Source organism: Streptomyces sp. CB02923, from assembly GCF_001905005.1.
Taxonomy (GTDB): Bacteria; Actinomycetota; Actinomycetes; order Streptomycetales; family Streptomycetaceae; genus Streptomyces.
Genome location: NZ_LWKZ01000001.1, coordinates 1,051,037 through 1,066,600, shown reverse-complemented (window position 1 = coordinate 1,066,600; position 15,564 = coordinate 1,051,037). Strand labels below are relative to the sequence as shown.

Here is a 15,564-nt window from a genome sequence, read left to right as displayed (position 1 = left end):
GTCTCACACCGGCGGTCTCACACCGGCAGCCTCCGGAAGATTGCCCGTGGCATATGCCGCAGTACGGCCATGACCGGCCGCAGCGCCCTCGGCACCCACACCACCTCGCTGCGCCGCCGCAGCCCCGCCTCGACCGCTTCCGCGACCGCCTCCGGCGTCGTGGCCAGCGGCGCGGGCTCCAGGCCCGCCGTCATCCGCGTCCGTACGAACCCGGGCCGTACCACCATCACGTGCACACCCGTCCCGTACAGCGCGTCCCCCAGCCCCTGCGCGAACGTGTCCAGACCGGCCTTGCTGGAGCCGTAGACGAAGTTCGAGCGCCGCGCCCGCTCGCCCGCGACCGAGGACAGTACGACCAGCGAACCGTGCCCTTGGACGCGCAGCGACCGGGCACACACGAGGGCCGCGGAGACAGCGCCGGTGTAGTTGGTCTGCGCGATCCGCACCGCCACGGCCGGTTCGGCCTCCGCGCGCGCCTGGTCGCCCAGGACACCGAAGGCCAGCAGCACCACGTCGATGTCGCCCTCCGCGAAGACCTTGCCGAGGGCCTCCTCGTGGCCGCCGGTGTCCAGCGCGTCGAAGGGCACCGTACGGACCTCGGCGCCCAGCGCGCGCAGCTGCCCGGCCGCGTCCTCCAGGGCGGGGGAGGGGCGGCCCGCCAGCCAGACCGTACGGGCGCGGCGGGCGACCAGGCGGCGGGCGGTGGCGAGGGCGATCTCGGAGGTGCCGCCGAGGATCAGGAGGGACTGGGGGGAGCCGAAGGCGTCCTTCATGGGGGTCCTTGGGGGAGTGGGCGGGTGCGCGCGAGTGGCCGGGGGCTGATCACAGCGCGAGGCGCCGGGACAGGTCCGAGGTGAAGACCCCGCGCGGGTCGATGCGCGCGCGCAGGTCGCGGAACACGTCCGCGCGGGGATACATGGCGTCGACCAGTTCGGGCCGCAGCCGGGCGTCCTTGGCCAGGTAGACGCGGCCGCCCGCCTCCGCCACCGCCTCGTCCAGCCCGTCGAGGAAGGCGCCGAGGCCCGGCAGCCCGGCCGGGATGTCCAGGGCCAGCGTCCAGCCTTCGCACGGGAAGGACAGCCACCCCGGGCCGCCCGCGCCGAACCGTTTGAGCACCGCCAGGAACGACGGACAGCCCCGGGCCGCGATCCGCTCCACGATGCGCCGCAGCGTCCCCTCGGCGCCGTGTCCGACCGCGAACTGGTACTGCACGAAGCCGCCGCGCCCGTAGACGCGGTTCCAGTGCGGCACCCCGTCCAGCGGATGGAAGAACGCCGGGATCTTCTGCAGCTCCCCGGTCCGGCGCCGGGGCGCCTTGCGGTACCAGAACGCGTTGAACAGGCCGACGGACCGGCGCCCGAGCAGCCCCTCCGGCAGGCCGCGCGGCGCGGGCGGCAGGCGCCCCGGGCGGAACGCGAGCGGGGCGTGGCGGGCGCGGGCCGGCAGCGCGGCCAGCGGCGCGTGGTCGCCGCGGGTCAGTACCGCGCGGCCGGTCGCCGCGCCGCGCGCGAGGAGGTCGATCCAGGCGACGGAGTAGCGGTAGCGGTGGTCGGTCGCGGACAGCCGTGCCAGCAGGTCGTCCAGGTCCGTCGCGCGTTCGGTGTCCACCGTCATCAACGACGTCCGTACGGGCACGAGGCCGACCGTCGCCGCGAGGATCACCCCGGTCAGGCCCATGCCGCCGGCGGTCGCGTCGAAGAGGTCCGTACCCGGCCGCACGGTACGCACCCGGCCGTCCGCCGTGAGGAGTTCGAAGGACCGTACGTGCCGGGTGAAGGAGCCCGCGACGTGGTGGTTCTTGCCGTGGATGTCCGCGGCGACGGCGCCGCCGACCGTCACGTACCGCGTGCCCGGCGTGACCGGCACGAACCAGCCCAGCGGCAGCAGCACCTCCATCAGCCGGTGCAGGCTGACCCCCGCGTCGCACACCACGGTCCCCGCCTCGGCGTCGATGGCGCGGATGCGGTCGAGGCCGGTCATGTCCCAGACCGCGCCGCCCGCGTTCTGCGCCGCGTCCCCGTACGCGCGCCCGAGCCCACGGGCGATGCCGCCCCGCGCCCCGCACTCCCGCACCGCCGCCACGGCCTCGCCGTACGAGCCCAGCCGCACCAGCCGGGCGGTGGTGGGGGCGGTGCGGCCCCAGCCGGTGACGGAGGCGGTACGGGAGCCGGCCGGACCGGCGGGCGACGACATGCCAGCGACCGTAAGTGTGGTGAGCGGGCTTCTTGCGCATTTCCGCCGCTCCCTCCCTCTCCCCGCACGAAAAGAGTGATTAATGGGGTGGATGGGCTAATCGCGACGGCACGGCGCTCGGCGCCGCCGGAGAGTCGGATGCGGAGCCCCCAAGGGCTTGAGGGATAGGCGCCGGGCGGACCGCACGAAGCGGGCGGTCCGCCCGGCGGGCCGGCACGAACCGGATCGAGGTGACCCCGCTGTCCCCGGAAGAGATGGATCACCGCCTGCTCGCGGCGCTGCGCGCCCGCGGTTGCGACCCGCGGGTGGCCGCCGTGGCCCGCGCCCTCTCGCACGGCGGCGAACACGGAGCGCTCTGGCTCGCCGCCGGGCTGGCGGGCGCCGCGGCCGACCGGCCCCGGCGCCCCGCCTGGCTCCGCGGCACGGCCCTGAGCTGCGGCGCCCACCTGATGAGCGTGGGCCTCAAGCGCGTCGTGCGCCGCCGGCGCCCCCTGCTGCCCGGCCACGCACCCCTCGTACGGACCGCGAGCCCGCACTCCTTCCCCAGCGCCCACGCCGCGTCCGCCACCGCCGCCGCGGTGGCGCTGGGCGCGCTGCGGCCGGTGGGCACGCCCCTGACCTTCCTGGCCGTGGCGATGTGCCTGTCGCGGCTGGTGGTGGGCGTGCACTACCCGTCGGACGTGGCGGCGGGGGCGGCGCTGGGCGCGCTCACGGCGTGCGTGGGGAGCGGGCGTGCGCGGGGCGTGAGCGGGAAGAATGCGCGGAGCGTACGCGGAGCGCGGCTGTGGAGCGTGCGCGGAGCGCGGCCGCAACGTGTGCGCGGGAGGCGGGTGCAGAGCGTGCGTGGGATGCGGGTGCAGAGCCGTGGGGCGCGGGTGCGGAGCATGGGTTGGGCGCCGCCGGGAAGCATGCGCTGGGGGCGATCGTGACCGAACGTTCCGCCGCCGTCCTGGAGGAACCGCCGCCTGGCCCCGGAGTGGCCACGGCCGCGCAGCCCAGCCCCCGGGCCCGCGCCCTCGCCCTCTCCCTGGGCCTGCTGCGCACCGCCCGCCCCCGTCAGTGGGTCAAGAACGTCCTGGTGGCCACCGCACCGGCCGCGGCCGGCGATCTCTTCCTCCACCGTACCCTCGTCCAACTGCCGGTCCTCTTCCTCCTCTTCACCGCCGCCGCGTCCGCCGTCTACCTCGTCAACGACGCGCGGGACGCCGCGGCCGACCGCGCCCACCCCGACAAGCGCCGCCGCCCGGTCGCCGCGGGCGAGGTCCCCGTACCCGTCGCCTACGCGGCCGGCGGCCTGCTCGCCGTCCTCGTCCCCGTCGCCGCCGCCGTGCTGTGCAACCCCGCCACCGCCGCCCTGCTCACCGCGTACCTCCTCATGCAGCTCGCCTACTGCGTCAGCCTCAAGAACGTCCTGGTCATCGACCTCGTCGTGGTCACCACCGGCTTCCTGATGCGGGCTATGATCGGCGGCCCCGCGCTCGGCATCCCGCTGTCCCGCTGGTTCCTGATCACCGCGGGCTTCGGCGCGCTGTTCATGGTCGCCGCCAAGCGCTACTCCGAAGCGCTCCAGATGGCGGAGAAGACCCGCGAGGACAAGGGCGCGACCCGGCCGCTGCTGCGCGAGTACAGCGACGGTTACCTGCGCTTCGTATGGCAGCTCGCGGCGGGCGGCGCCGTCCTGGCGTACTGCCTGTGGGCGTTGGAGAGCGGCGGCACGTCCGCGAGCGTCCTGCCGTGGCGCCAGCTCTCCATGATCCCGTTCATCCTCGCCGTGCTGCGCTACGCGGTCTTCGCCGACCGGGGCACGGCGGGCGCCCCCGAGGACGTCGTCCTGCGGGACCGCGCGCTGGCCGTCATCGGGGTGGCCTGGACCGGGCTGTACGCGATGGCCGTCGCGGACGTATGAACCGGACGAGCGCCGCCACGATGCCCCGGGACCCCGCCCGCCACAGCACACCGGACCGGTCGCCGGGCGGTCGGGGCAGCCGGGGCCGGCCACCGGGTAACGGCAGCCGGGTGCGGCCATCGGGCGGTGATCAGGGCAGCCGGGGCCGTCGGCCGCCGTGGCACCGCCTGCGCGCCCTCGCCCCCGAACTCCTCGGCTTCGCCGTCGCCGGAAGCTTCGCGTACGCCGCGGACCTGGCCCTGTTCGTCTGGCTGCGCGGCCCGTCCGGCTTCGACCCGTTCACCGCCAAGGCGCTGTCCTTCCTGGCGGGCTGCACCGTCGCGTACGCCGGGAACGCCATCGGCACGTACCGCGCCCGCACCCGCCCACCACCCCCGTACGCCGGGCGCGCCACCCGCACCCGCACCCCCACCCCCGTACGCATCCGCCGCTACGCCGCCTTCCTCGCCGTGAACCTCGCCGGTGCCCTGGTGCAGCTCGCCTGCCTCGGCCTCTCGCACCACGTCCTCGGCCTGACCTCCGCCACGGCGGACACCGTCGCGGGCGCGGGGGTCGGCATGGCCCTGGCGACGTGCCTGCGATTCTGGGGTACGCGGACGCTGGTCTTCCGCCACGCGGGCAACATACCTGTACAGATGGTGTCAAAGGCTGATGAAGGGTAGGCGGAGCCCATGGAATGGTTGAGCAAGCTCCCGGTCATCGGCCCGGCCGTGTCCTGGCTGATGACCACACACCTCTGGCGGGCGTACGAACGTATGCAGCGCGTCCACTGGACGCGGCTGGCCGCGGCGATCACCTTCACCAGCTTCGTGGCGATCTTCCCACTCCTGACGGTGGCCGCCGCGATCGGCGCCGCCCTGCTCAGCGAGCAGCAGCTGCACGAACTCCAGTCGAAGATCGCCGAACAGATCCCCGGCATCTCCGGACAGCTCGACTTCGGCTCGCTCGTCGACAACGCCGCCACCGTCGGCATCATCGCCGGCGTCGCCCTGCTCTTCACCGGCGTCGGCTGGGTCGAGTCGCTGCGCGACTGCCTGCGCGCCGTCTGGGAGAAGGACGACGAGGACACCAACTTCTTCGTCGCCAAGCTCAAGGACGGCGCGCTGCTCCTCGGCCTCGGCGGCACCGCCCTGGCCTCCATGGCCTGCTCCGGCTTCGCCAGCGCCGCGGTCGGCAAGGCGGCCAAGGCCCTCGGCCTCGCGGAAGGCGGCGTGGGCAGCGTCCTGCTGTCCGCCGCCGGCTTCTGCATCGCCGTACTCGCCGACTTCCTCCTGATCGTCTACGTCCTGACCAAACTCCCCGGCGTCCACCCGCCGCGCCGCGCCGTCGTCATCGCCGGCTTCATCGGCGCCGTCGGCTTCGAACTCCTCAAACTCCTCCTCAGCGGCTACCTCCAGGGCGTGGCCGCGAAGAGCATGTACGGCGCCTTCGGCACCCCGATCGCCCTCCTCCTGTGGATCAACTTCACCGCAAAACTGCTGGTCTTCTGCGCGTCCTGGACAGCGGCCCAACGCTGCGACCCGGAGTCCACCCGCAAGTCACTGGACTGCGACGAGGGGGATGAGAGGGATGAAGGGGATGAGAGGGATGAGGAGGTTGAAGGGACGGAGACGCGGGGCGTCAGGAACGCCGAGCCGAAGACCACCACGGCCGACGAAAGCGCGGGCGCGGGGGCGACCGCCACGGAGACCACGTCCCCTCCCCGCCAGACCTAAGAGCGCTTCGGTAGCCCTACGGGGACACGCCCCGGACCTCTCCGGCCTACCGGGGCGGCCGTGCCCGGACGACGCGGGCAGCCACCCAGACCGTGAGGTCGCCCGCTATCCGGTCGGCGCTGTGCCCGGTGACAGCGCTGCAATAACGAGCCCGCGTCGCGCCGGTCATCGCACCTGTCATCGCACCTCTCCCCCCCTCGAATCCCGCCGCGCCGACCCGACTCGGCCCGATCCGACTCGACCAAGGCCAGAATGACACGAGGGACTGACAACGCCGTCGGGCCACCGCCCGGCTCCCGGCCGTCAGCCCCTCGGCCCGCGCGCCGAGGCACCCGCGCATTCGAGGCACCCGCTCGCCCTCCGAGACACCCGCGCGTCCGAGGCACTTGCCTAGTGCTTGCCCCCACGGCGACGCATCAGCTCCGGGAGCGGCCAGCGCCGGTGTACCGCGAGGGCCAGGCCGCCCAGCACCACCAGCGCACCGCCGGTGATCGCCAGTGCCGTCCACACACCGCCGGAACTGCCGGACGTGTCCTGCATCCCGGCGCGCGCCTTGTCGCCGTCCAGCTTGGCGCCGCCCGCCCGCGCGTCGCCCTCCTCGCTCTTCGGGCCGACCAGCCTGCCGACCGGCTCGACCTTGTCCGCCGCCGCGAAGCCCCAGTCGAAGAGCTTGGCCGTCTCCTTGTAGACCTCGTTGTGCTCCTTCTTCTCCGGGTTCATGACCGTGACGAGCAGCTTGCGCTCGCCACGCTGGGCGACCCCGGTGAAGGTCGAGCCGGCGTTGGTGGTGGAACCGTTCTTCACGCCCGCGATGCCCGGGTACGGCTTGAGGTCGTAGTCGCCGCTGAGCAGCCGGTTGGTGTTCTGGATGCCGAACGACCCGCGCTTGCCGTCCTTGACCTCCCCCGGGAACTGCGTGCTCACCGTGGAGCAGTACTCCCGGAAGTCCGCGTTCTGCAGCCCCGCGCGGGCGAACAGGCTCAGGTCGTACGCGCTGGAGACCTGCCCCGGAGCGTCGTAGCCGTCCGGCGTCACGACGTGGGTGTCCGCCGCGTTCAGCGCCTCGGCCTGCTTCTGCATCTCCTGGACGGTCTTGGCCGTACCGCCGTTCATCGCGGACAGCGTGTGCACCGCGTCGTTGCCTGAGCGCAGGAAGACCCCCAGCCACAGATCGTGGACCGTATAGCTCAGGTTCTCCTTTATCCCCACCAGGCTGCTGCCGACTCCCATGCCCGCCAGGTCGGCCGGCTTGACCGTGTACTTCTGCGTCTTGGGGAACTTCGGCATCACCGTGTCGGCGAACAGCATCTTCAGCGTGCTGGCCGGCGGCAGCTGCCAGTGCGCGTTGTGCGCGGCCAGCACCTTGCCGCTCTCGGCGTCCGAGACGATCCAGGAACGCGCCGTGAGGTCCTCCGGCAGCTTGGGCGCCCCCGGCTTGAGCTGCACCTGCGTACCGGACCGGCCCAGCAGGCCGCCCCCGACCTTCGACATCCCGGCGGGCGGCGCCGGCGCTTTCGGCGCGTGCTGCCCGTCCTTGCCGTCCTTCGGCTTCTCGTCGGCGTGCGCGGCGGGAGCGGCGAGCAGGAGCGGCGGCAGCAGTACGGCGGTACCGGCCAGAGCGGCGCCCGTACGGGTGAGCACGGACCGCGCGGTGACGGCACCGCGCCGCGCGGCGGGCACGGCCGCGGACGCCACGGCGGTCGGATGAACGGCAGAAGTGGTCGGCACGTCGGTGAACGTACCCGCCGGTGCCTGCGGCCCGGACACCACCCCACGGAAGAGTGCCCCCGCGGCCCGCCGGATGGAGCCGCTGCCCATACTGGATTCCATGAAGCTCTCGCGCCCCGTCTCCTGGTTCCTGCTCGCCTTCGGGGTATGGAGCTGGTTCATCTGGATCACTTTCGCCAAAAACCTGTGGAAGGACGGGAGCGGCCTCGCCTTCGACGGCGCGGGTGACCCGACCGCCTACTTCTGGGTACACCTCGCACTCGCGGTGACGTCCTTTCTCTTGGGGACGGCAATCGGAGTGATCGGGTTCCGCGGCGTCCGAGCCCTCGGCAAGTCCACCGCCGAGACCACCGGCACAGCCCTCTGACTTCGGCCCCCGCACACCCCGGCGCCTCGTTGTCGGTGCGCCATCTCACACATGCTCGGTAGGGGCCGCCGGTATGCGCGGGCCGGGCGGCTGAGCCGAACGCCGACTCCCGGATCGGCCGAACGCCGAACCCTCGGGCTTGATGCGTCAGCTGTCCTTCGTCAACGAGGCGAAGTACAGCACCGCTTGCGCGTGGGACAGTGATGCGTCCAGCCGTTCCGTGTCCCAGGCGAACGAGCTGTAGCCCGAGGTGAACCTCAGCAGGGCACCGCCCAGCCCCCTCGGCCTGGACCGCCAGGTGATGCGCTTGGGCTTGTCCCACATCCAGCTCGAAGGACCTCCGCCGTCGTGAAGTAGCCCTATCACGGCAAACAGGGGCCACAGGGGCAATGTCGCCCAATACGCGAACCATCCGCGCAAACTGCCCTTGTAACCGGCGGCGGCCTGAGTGTCCGCTGAGGTATGCATCCGCCACGCCTGGCGAATCCCACGCGGCGAGCGTCCGTGGACAATGCGCCCCGCGTAGTCACCGGCGGGCCCGTGGACGGTGTATCCCTTTTCCTTCTGCTGCCCGGCGCCATCGGCCGGCGCACTGATCGTGCAGATCGTCCGGAAAGCTCCGGACGGGGAGGCGAGAAGGAAAAGCGGCCCCGTGGACACTTCTCCCTCGGAGCGGTGAACCCGCGCCAATACCTCCCCGTTGGTGAACTTCCCGGAGGTCAGGGTGCCCCAGGCCTGACATCCGGGAGGCGCGGCGAACTGCCGGGATTCCTGCGCCCGCGAGATATTGAATACGGTCCTGGACAGGGTGCCACCTCGTCATGGTCGCTCGGCCGAAAGGGCTGCGGACGGCATTGTGCCCGGTCTCGGGACGGGGTGGCCGCGGAGGGCGGTCCGTCCTGATTACGGGCCAATGCGACGGTTGGCCGGTCCTGGGGAACCCGAAAGGGGCGGCGCTCATGGGGTGTCGGGAGGGTGTCAAACGGGCATGACGTGCAGGGTGAGTTGTGGTGTGCGACGGGGCGGGTGGGGCGTTGCAGTGACGCACTTGCAAAGTGCAGTGATGTTTGGTGCGAAATCGGGCAAATCATGACTTCTGATCTTGCGTTTCGCCCTCTGGAACCCCTATTTTTTACACTCTTTGCGTTGCCTGCGCGCGCAGGCCGGATCGCCTTGCGGCGCCGGTCGTGACGGGTCCGCGCGGCGGCAGCAGGGAGTAACGGGGAAGGACTTCGATGGGCGAGCAGTACAAGGTCGATCTGCACGAGCTGGACAGCGTCGTGCGCAAGCTCAAGGGCTTGCAGGGTGACATGGACGAGCCGAGCCAGAAGGTCAAATACAGCACGAACATTCCGAAGACGGCCTTCGGGGCCAACTTCAACGAGGCTGCGAAGGTTGCCGCGGAGCACGACAAGATGCAGGAATACATGTCGCAGGTCGTCGACGCTCTCCAGGACCTCATCAAGGACTTCGGTGAGAAGGCCGAGCGCAGCCGTGGGGCGTACGAGGACCGGGAGCAGGACGCCCGTTCGTCGATGAACGGCTGAGGTCCCGGACGCACGACAACGAACAGAACGACGACCGAGGGGGAAGGTCATGGCCGGTGGCCCGATGGACACCGAGGGCAACAAGGCGTACGCGAAGTCGATCGACGAGAAGCACCGCAAAGAGAACCTCGGGCAGTTCAAGAACTACGATCCGGTGCCGGTCTCGGACTCGGACTTCCACCATCACGGAATCGACGCGCTCCGAGCGATGGTCGAGAACGCCAACCCGGAAGCGATGGAGACGGTCGGCGACCACTGGCGCGCGTCCGCCGACCGATTGGCCGGCCAGGACGGTGCCGGCGGCATCCGGAAGGCGTTCATGGACGCCGTCGAGCACGCCTCGAACCACTGGCAGGGCAAGGCCGCCGACGCGTTCCGGCGGGAGGCGGCAGAGGTCCTCAAGAAGATCGACAAAACGTACGGGCACGCCCGCAACGTCGAGTCGATGCTGATCGGCACCCGGTCCTCGGGTCCGGAGTCCGGTATCGCGCACAACCTGCGCCAGGCCAAGAAGACCATGGCCGGGATCGAGGACCCGGGCAAGGTCGAGAGCGCGTTCAACTCCTCGGGCGACGACTCCCAGTTCCACAAGGACATGGCGAACCCGAAGATGGACGCCAAGATGGCACTGGAGGCCAACCGCGACAAGCTCTCCCTGAGCAAGGAGCGCCAGGTCGAGGCGGTCATCGTCATGGAACAGCTGGCCTACCACTACCGGCAGCAGGTCGGGAAGGTCATGGACGTCGGCGAGCGGCCCGGCCCCGGACACGAATGGCCGAGCCAGCCGGGCAGCTATCCGCCGGTGCCGCCCGTCAGCATGCCGGTCGTCGGTGGCACCCGGCCCAAGCCCACTTCCGTTGCCCCGCACGGGTCGAACGGAGGCAGCGGCTACAACGGCCTCGGCGGCGGTGTGAACATCCAGCCGACGCACGAGCAGCCGGTACGGACCGGTCTGGACGGCCTCCAGGGCGGCACCGTCGCCCCGGTGGGCCCCGGGATCACCGGCGGCGGAAGCCCCGGCGGTACCGGCGGCGGGACGGGTGGCGGCCCGTCCGGCGGTGGCCAGTCGGGCGGATTCATCGCGCCCCTTCCGTACGGCAAGACCGGCGGCACCACCGGCGGGGGCTCGCGCTCGGTCCCCGGCGGCCGTGGTGGCGTCCTGGGCGGCAGCCGGTCCGGCGGCGCGGGTGCCGGACGCTCCGGCATGCCCGGCGGCATGGGCGGTGGCGCCGGTGCCGTGGGCAGCGGCGCGGGACGTGGTGGTGCGGCGGGCCGCGGTGGAGCCCAGGCCCGTACGCGCGGCGGAGTCGTCGGAGCCCCGGGCAGCCCGGGAGCCGGAGCCAAGCAGGGCGGCGCCGGACTGCACCGCAGCGCCGGCGGAAGCCAGGCGATGGGCGGCGCTGCGGCGAACGGTCGCGCCAAGGACAAGGAGCGGACCAAGAAGGAGCGCCCCGACTACCTTGTCGAGGACGAGGAGACGTGGACTCCGCAGCGCAACGTGTCCCCTCGCGTGATCGAGTAGGGATGTACGTGCCGTCGGCGTCGGCTGTATGACGTGGTACGAAGAAGTGCCCCGCACGCGCAGTGCGGGGCACTTCCGCAAGCCGGGACGCTCGCTCGACCGGGCGCCCCGCCCAGTGGCCACCGCCCGGCCCTGTCCGTCCGAACGGAAGCAGTGAGGATCAGAGCATGAAGGTCACCCGAACCCTGCGCGCGGCCGCCGGTGCCGCGCTGACCGGAGCGCTGCTCCTCACCGCGACGGGTACGGCTTCGGCGGACCAGACGCGGAGTGCGCTGTGGCCGTTCCAGGCTTTCGACGTACAGGGCATCTGGAAGCAGGCGACCGGCAAGGGCGTCACCGTCGCCGTCGTCGACACCGGTTTCCGCAAGACTCACCAGGACCTGGCCGGAGCCTTCCTGCCCGGCGAGGACTTCCCCAACCCCTCCATCGACAAGGGGAGGACCGAGGCGCCGGGGTCGGACATCCGCGACCATGGCACCGGCATGTCGGCGCTCATCGCGGGGGGCGGCCACGGTCCGGGCGGCAGCCAGGGCGTCAAGGGGCTGGCGCCGGGCGCGAAGATCCTGCCGCTGACGGCCGACAAGAAATTTCCGGCGGCGATCCGCTACGCGGTGGAGCACGGCGCCAAGGTGATCAACTTGTCGTTCGTCGGGGACGACAACACCCCCGACATGTGCGCGTCCATCCACTACGCGGTCGAGAAAGGCGTCGTCGTCCTCGCCGGTGTCGGCAACGACGGCTTGTCCGAGACCCGGTTCCCGGCTGCCTGCCCCGGTGCCATCGGTGTCGGCGCGGTGGACGAATTCGGCAAGGCCTGGGAGGGCGGCAACTACAACAAGACGGTCGACGTCCTGGCGCCCGGCGTGAAGATTCCGTATCCGAACGGCCAGAGCGACACGGGCTACTCCACCGGCGACGGCACCTCGGCGGCCACCGCCTACGCCTCCGCCACAGCAGCCCTCCTGCTGGAGAAGTACCCCGACCTCACTCCCGGCCAGATCGCCAACCGCATGGTCAAGACGGCGGGGCTGGCCAAGTCGGTGAAGGCGAAGAACCTCAAGCTGCCCGACGAGCACTACGGATACGGCTACATCCAGCCTTGGGCGGCGCTGACCCGCGACATTCCCGCCGGGCCCGCGGAGGGGCCGCTGCCCATGCCGCAGGGCAAGGCGTCGAAGGATCCCGTGGTCGCGGGTGCCGACAAGGGGCAGGACCCCGACCCGCCGATCGGCGGGAAGAAGATGATGATGTACGGAGGCATGGCGGTGGGCGGGCTGCTGCTGGTCGGGCTCGTCGTGATGGTCATCGTCCTCGTACGCCGCCGTGGCAACTCCGGGCCGCAGTCCTGGAGCTGACGCCCGCCGCCGTCCGCCCGTAATTCGGGCGACGCCCCGCGACTCCGGCTGTTAGTTTCCCCAGTCATGGATCCGTTGGGTGAAAAAGAGATACGTGCCTCCTTCGTCAATTGCTCGAAGGGGGAGGCGAGCCGGATCAATCTGCCCGCGGGGCTTTCCGGGATGTCGTGGGGGGAACTGGACTTTCTCGGGTGGCGGGATCCCGGGGCGCCGGACCGGAGTTATCTGGTGGCGCCTCGGGGGGACGGGATCGTCGGGGTGACGTTGCGGGTGCCGCAGGGGGTGCGGCGGAGTTTCACCAAGACGACCGTGTGTTCGCTGTGTCTGACCGGGCATCCCGGCTCCGGGGTGAGTCTGCTCGCCGCGCGTAAGGCCGGGCCTCTGGGGCGGCAGGGGAACACCGTCGGGACGTATGTCTGCGCCGATCTGGCGTGCTCGCTCTATGTGCGCGGGAAGAAGAAGTCCGAGCTTGCCGGGCGGCATGAGGAGACCTTGCCGGTGGAGGACCGTATTGCCCGGATGGTGAGGAACCTCGATGCGTTTGTGGAGAAGGTGTTCGAGGGGGAGTGAGGGTGTAGGGGCGCTCCGGGGTGATTCCGGGGTAATGGGGTCAGCCGTGTTCGGGTGGGGGAGGGGCGGAGGTTTTGCCGGAAGCCGGGCGGGCCGTGGCGCCTGCCGCTGCCGGGAGGACGAACTCGGCAATTACGTCGGTGACTTCGCGTACCAGGGGGCGCAGTACCCGGAAGCGTGACGCGGCGACCGCCCGCGCGACCAGGGGGGAGGTCCGCTCCGCCAGGCGGCGGCTGCGCTCGCAGTTCTCCGAGCGGTCGTGCACCCAGTACAGGATCAGGCCCATCTGCTGGAGCCACAGCAATTGGGGCAGCAGCTGCGCCAGTTCGGGGTCGGCCTTGGTGTCCGCGCCGGCCAGTACCTGCCGGTGCAGCGCGATGGCCACCTCGCGCGGCCCCTCGGAGGCGTCCGAGAAGGGGCTGAGCGGGCTGTCCGGGTCGGCGGCGTTCTTGAAGAACTGGGCGGCGAACCGGTGGTACGGGGCGGCGATGTCGAGCCAGGTGAGCAGCACGCCGCGCAGCCGTCCCGCCAGGTCACGCTCGCGCGCCAGTACGTCCGCGACGGCCGCTGTGTGCTCCTGGGTGATGCGGTCGTAGAAGCCCTGGATCAGGTGCTCCTTGGAGGCGAAGTAGTAGTACGCGTTGCCGACCGAGACGCCGGCCTCCTGGGCGATGGCCCGCATGGTGGTCTTGTCGTAACCGCGCTCCTGGAAGAGGCGGAGGGCGGTTTCGAGAATGAGGGTGCGGGTCCGGGAGCCGTGGGAGGTCCGTTCGCGGGGTTCAGCTGGTTCATGGGGTTCGCGGGGTTCACCGGGGCCGCGGAGATCCCGGTCTTCCTGGGGCTCGCGGGATTCCATCCGCCTCCGGCCCTCGCCGCCCCTGTCCGTCGCGCCCCGCGCCTCGCCGCTCTCGCCCGTCACGCCCCGGCCCTCGCCGCCCGCCGCGCCCGGTGCCCCGTCCGCATCCGTATCCGCCTTTGCCGCTTCGTCCACGTCACCGACCCTAATGCGGCCCGGTTCCGCTCCCGGGCCGCACCCCCGCCGGGGCCGGGCACGTGTCCGCCACAGCGTCAGCGGTTCCCCCCGACGCGCCGCCCCTACAGCCCCCGCTTCGACGCACCGCCCCTACAGCCCCCGCTCATCCAGGAACTTCAGGATCAGCCCTTCCCACTCCTCCGGCCGCTCCGCCATCGGAACGTGGCCGGTCGCTATCTCCGCGTACTCGGCGCCGGGGATGTGGTCGGCCAGGTAGCGCGAGTGGGACGGGTGGATCAGCTGGTCCAGCGTGGTGGCGATGACCAGCGTCGGTACGGTGATCCCGGCGAGGTCGCCGGTGGTGTCCACGTTCTTGACCAGCGCGGTCTGCTCCGCGGATCCGGCGGGCGGGCCGTCGGGGCTGTCGTCGAGCAGGGCGGCTAGTTCGGCGGGCGGCAGGGCGTTCAGGGCTTGGGGGGAGAGGCCGCTGAGCGCGCGGGCCTGTGCGAAGCCCGCGTAGTCGCCGCGCTCCAGCAGGCGCAGCCACAGGTCGAGCCAGATGTCCGCCCGGTGGTCGGGTCTGGCGAGCCCGGCGGTCAGTACGAGGCCGCGTACGCGTTCGGGGTGGCGTGCTGCGGCCCGTACGGATACGGCCGTGCCGAGGGAGAAGCCGATCAGGGTGAAGGTCTCGACGCCTGCCGCGACGGCCTCGGCCACGACGGCGTCGGCGAGGGCGTCGAGTTCCAGGGGGCCGTCGGCGCGTGGGGTGCGGCCGGAGCCGGGGTAGTCGGGTGCGACGACGGTGTGGCCGGTGGCCGCCAGTGCGGGGATGAGCGCGCCGTAGTTGCCGTCGATGCTGCCGGTCGCGCCGTGTGCGAGCAGGATGCCGTGGGGCGTGGGGGTGGCGGGGGTGGTGTCCGGGTCCGCGGGGGTGACGGAGGTGGACAGGGCGGGGAGGCGCGGTGCGGCCGCGGGAATCTTCGTCATGTGGATCAGGTTGACGCCTGACACCGGTGTGAAGGTCAAGTCACCGGTTCGGGGGTCCGGTCGCCCAGGGAGGCAGTTGATGGCACGGTCGGTGGGGGAGTGCGGGGGCGGGGCGGCCGAGGGGGCTCGCTGCGGATCGGTGAGCTGGCCGAGCGTTCGGGGGTCAGCGCGCGGTCGCTGCGCTACTACGAGCAGCAGGGCCTGCTGTGCGCGGACCGGGATGCCAACGGCTACCGCTGCTACGGCCCCGACGCGCCGGAGACCGTCGGGCGGATCCGCGAGCTGCTCGCCACCGGTCTGGGTACCGAATCGATCCGTGACCTGCTGCCCTGTTCCCAGGGCGGTCCCGGGCTGGTCCTGTGCGACTTCTCCGGCGGCGTGGTGGAGCGGCAGATGGCGCAGCTGGACGCGGAGATCGCTGAACTCGCGCGGAAGCGGGAGGCGTTGGCCGTGTATGCGCATCGGATGCGTCAACGGCGGGACCAGGACCGGGCGTTGGCCGCCATGGCGCTCCGCTCGCGTTGACGCGGTGCCGTCGGGCCGGGCCGGTCTCACCGTCGTGACCGGCGACGATGCCCTCTCATTCGTTTTTCATTGAACAAAGTTGGGGTCGACGGTGTGTACGGGTTGCGGAAAGCGGCCCGCGGGTCGGATCCTCGGGTGCACCGCTGTTCGGGGGAACAGGGGTGTGTTCACGGCAT

General features: G+C 71.6%; 15 protein-coding genes and 1 pseudogene. 10 read left to right on the top strand and 6 right to left on the bottom strand.

All coding sequences use genetic code 11. The features are described from left to right. Positions 1 to 17 precede the first annotated feature (17 nt). Together A6A06_RS04545 and A6A06_RS04540 are read right to left on the bottom strand one after the other, a co-directional pair. Complete coding sequence (locus A6A06_RS04545; protein WP_073759020.1) at positions 18 to 773, bottom strand: decaprenylphospho-beta-D-erythro-pentofuranosid-2-ulose 2-reductase; 756 nt, start codon at positions 771 to 773, stop codon at positions 18 to 20. 49 nt (positions 774 to 822) lie between these two features. Further along, complete coding sequence (locus A6A06_RS04540; protein ID WP_073759018.1) at positions 823 to 2,193, bottom strand: FAD-binding oxidoreductase; 1,371 nt, start codon at positions 2,191 to 2,193, stop codon at positions 823 to 825. Between the two features lie 254 nt (positions 2,194 to 2,447). On the opposite strand from A6A06_RS04540, the pseudogene A6A06_RS04535 reads away from it, so the two are divergent. The 4 genes and pseudogenes from A6A06_RS04535 to A6A06_RS04520 form a co-directional block, all read left to right on the top strand. Beyond that, positions 2,448 to 2,936: pseudogene (locus A6A06_RS04535) on the top strand (phosphatase PAP2 family protein); the annotation flags it as partial. Positions 2,937 to 3,169: 233 nt separating this feature from the next. Next, on the top strand, positions 3,170 to 4,099 hold the full coding sequence (locus tag A6A06_RS04530; protein WP_073759800.1) for a decaprenyl-phosphate phosphoribosyltransferase: 930 nt from the start codon (positions 3,170 to 3,172) through the stop codon (positions 4,097 to 4,099). Positions 4,100 to 4,266: 167 nt separating this feature from the next. After that, positions 4,267 to 4,761 carry a GtrA family protein gene (locus tag A6A06_RS04525; protein WP_242440595.1) on the top strand — a complete coding sequence of 165 codons (495 nt, stop codon included), beginning with the start codon at positions 4,267 to 4,269 and terminating at the stop codon, positions 4,759 to 4,761. A 9-nt stretch (positions 4,762 to 4,770) separates the two neighbouring features. Then, the gene (locus tag A6A06_RS04520) at positions 4,771 to 5,814 is read left to right on the top strand and encodes a YihY/virulence factor BrkB family protein (protein ID WP_073759014.1); all 1,044 of its coding nucleotides are present in this window, start codon (positions 4,771 to 4,773) and stop codon (positions 5,812 to 5,814) included. A gap of 390 nt (positions 5,815 to 6,204) precedes the next feature. Here the strand turns inward: A6A06_RS04520 and A6A06_RS04515 are convergent, their stop codons facing one another. Next, positions 6,205 to 7,644: a D-alanyl-D-alanine carboxypeptidase family protein gene (locus A6A06_RS04515; RefSeq protein ID WP_242440555.1), complete on the bottom strand. Its 1,440-nt coding sequence runs from the start codon at positions 7,642 to 7,644 to the stop codon at positions 6,205 to 6,207. On the opposite strand from A6A06_RS04515, the gene A6A06_RS04510 reads away from it, so the two are divergent. Continuing rightward, positions 7,643 to 7,909 (top strand): SCO4848 family membrane protein, encoded by a 267-nt coding sequence (locus tag A6A06_RS04510; RefSeq protein WP_073759798.1) that lies wholly within the window; start codon positions 7,643 to 7,645, stop codon positions 7,907 to 7,909. The two genes, A6A06_RS04515 and A6A06_RS04510, sit on opposite strands and share 2 nt — an antisense overlap. Positions 7,910 to 8,056: 147 nt before the next feature. Here the strand turns inward: A6A06_RS04510 and A6A06_RS41430 are convergent, their stop codons facing one another. Further along, on the bottom strand, positions 8,057 to 8,233 hold the full coding sequence (locus tag A6A06_RS41430; RefSeq protein WP_199930667.1) for a hypothetical protein: 177 nt from the start codon (positions 8,231 to 8,233) through the stop codon (positions 8,057 to 8,059). 911 nt (positions 8,234 to 9,144) lie between these two features. Here A6A06_RS41430 and A6A06_RS04500 point away from each other — a divergent pair. The 4 genes from A6A06_RS04500 (at position 9,145) to A6A06_RS04485 (ending at position 12,903) form a co-directional block, all read left to right on the top strand. Continuing rightward, a complete protein-coding gene (locus A6A06_RS04500) occupies positions 9,145 to 9,456 on the top strand; it encodes a hypothetical protein (RefSeq protein WP_073759010.1) in 312 nt (103 codons plus the stop codon). Positions 9,457 to 9,505: 49 nt separating this feature from the next. After that, positions 9,506 to 10,978, top strand: a complete 1,473-nt coding sequence (locus tag A6A06_RS04495; RefSeq protein WP_073759008.1) for a WXG100 family type VII secretion target — start codon at positions 9,506 to 9,508, stop codon at positions 10,976 to 10,978. A gap of 167 nt (positions 10,979 to 11,145) precedes the next feature. Further along, positions 11,146 to 12,333, top strand: a complete 1,188-nt coding sequence (locus A6A06_RS04490; protein WP_073759005.1) for a S8 family serine peptidase — start codon at positions 11,146 to 11,148, stop codon at positions 12,331 to 12,333. A 66-nt stretch (positions 12,334 to 12,399) separates the two neighbouring features. Further along, positions 12,400 to 12,903, top strand: a complete 504-nt coding sequence (locus A6A06_RS04485; protein WP_073759003.1) for an FBP domain-containing protein — start codon at positions 12,400 to 12,402, stop codon at positions 12,901 to 12,903. 40 nt (positions 12,904 to 12,943) lie between these two features. On the opposite strand, the gene A6A06_RS04480 is transcribed toward A6A06_RS04485, so the two are convergent. After that, positions 12,944 to 13,759: a TetR/AcrR family transcriptional regulator gene (locus tag A6A06_RS04480; RefSeq protein ID WP_073759001.1), complete on the bottom strand. Its 816-nt coding sequence runs from the start codon at positions 13,757 to 13,759 to the stop codon at positions 12,944 to 12,946. A 267-nt stretch (positions 13,760 to 14,026) separates the two neighbouring features. After that, complete coding sequence (locus A6A06_RS04475; protein ID WP_079193826.1) at positions 14,027 to 14,863, bottom strand: alpha/beta fold hydrolase; 837 nt, start codon at positions 14,861 to 14,863, stop codon at positions 14,027 to 14,029. 99 nt (positions 14,864 to 14,962) lie between these two features. Between A6A06_RS04475 and A6A06_RS04470 the strand changes: the two genes are divergently transcribed. Next, positions 14,963 to 15,388, top strand: a complete 426-nt coding sequence (locus A6A06_RS04470) for a MerR family DNA-binding transcriptional regulator (RefSeq protein WP_073758999.1) — start codon at positions 14,963 to 14,965, stop codon at positions 15,386 to 15,388. Positions 15,389 to 15,564 lie beyond the last annotated feature (176 nt).

Excerpts from the sequence above, each read along its gene's own strand:
- A6A06_RS04545 (WP_073759020.1), bottom strand. The coding sequence starts at position 773 with ATGAAGGACGCCTTCGGCTCCCCCCAGTCCCTCCTGATCCTCGGCGGC.
- A6A06_RS04540 (WP_073759018.1), bottom strand. The coding sequence starts at position 2,193 with ATGTCGTCGCCCGCCGGTCCGGCCGGCTCCCGTACCGCCTCCGTCACC.
- A6A06_RS04520 (WP_073759014.1), top strand. The coding sequence starts at position 4,771 with ATGGAATGGTTGAGCAAGCTCCCGGTCATCGGCCCGGCCGTGTCCTGG.
- A6A06_RS04510 (WP_073759798.1), top strand. The coding sequence starts at position 7,643 with ATGAAGCTCTCGCGCCCCGTCTCCTGGTTCCTGCTCGCCTTCGGGGTA.
- A6A06_RS04515 (WP_242440555.1), bottom strand. The coding sequence starts at position 7,644 with ATGGAATCCAGTATGGGCAGCGGCTCCATCCGGCGGGCCGCGGGGGCA.
- A6A06_RS41430 (WP_199930667.1), bottom strand. The coding sequence starts at position 8,233 with ATGTGGGACAAGCCCAAGCGCATCACCTGGCGGTCCAGGCCGAGGGGG.
- A6A06_RS04500 (WP_073759010.1), top strand. The coding sequence starts at position 9,145 with ATGGGCGAGCAGTACAAGGTCGATCTGCACGAGCTGGACAGCGTCGTG.
- A6A06_RS04495 (WP_073759008.1), top strand. The coding sequence starts at position 9,506 with ATGGCCGGTGGCCCGATGGACACCGAGGGCAACAAGGCGTACGCGAAG.
- A6A06_RS04490 (WP_073759005.1), top strand. The coding sequence starts at position 11,146 with ATGAAGGTCACCCGAACCCTGCGCGCGGCCGCCGGTGCCGCGCTGACC.
- A6A06_RS04485 (WP_073759003.1), top strand. The coding sequence starts at position 12,400 with ATGGATCCGTTGGGTGAAAAAGAGATACGTGCCTCCTTCGTCAATTGC.
- A6A06_RS04480 (WP_073759001.1), bottom strand. The coding sequence starts at position 13,759 with ATGGAATCCCGCGAGCCCCAGGAAGACCGGGATCTCCGCGGCCCCGGT.
- A6A06_RS04475 (WP_079193826.1), bottom strand. The coding sequence starts at position 14,863 with ATGACGAAGATTCCCGCGGCCGCACCGCGCCTCCCCGCCCTGTCCACC.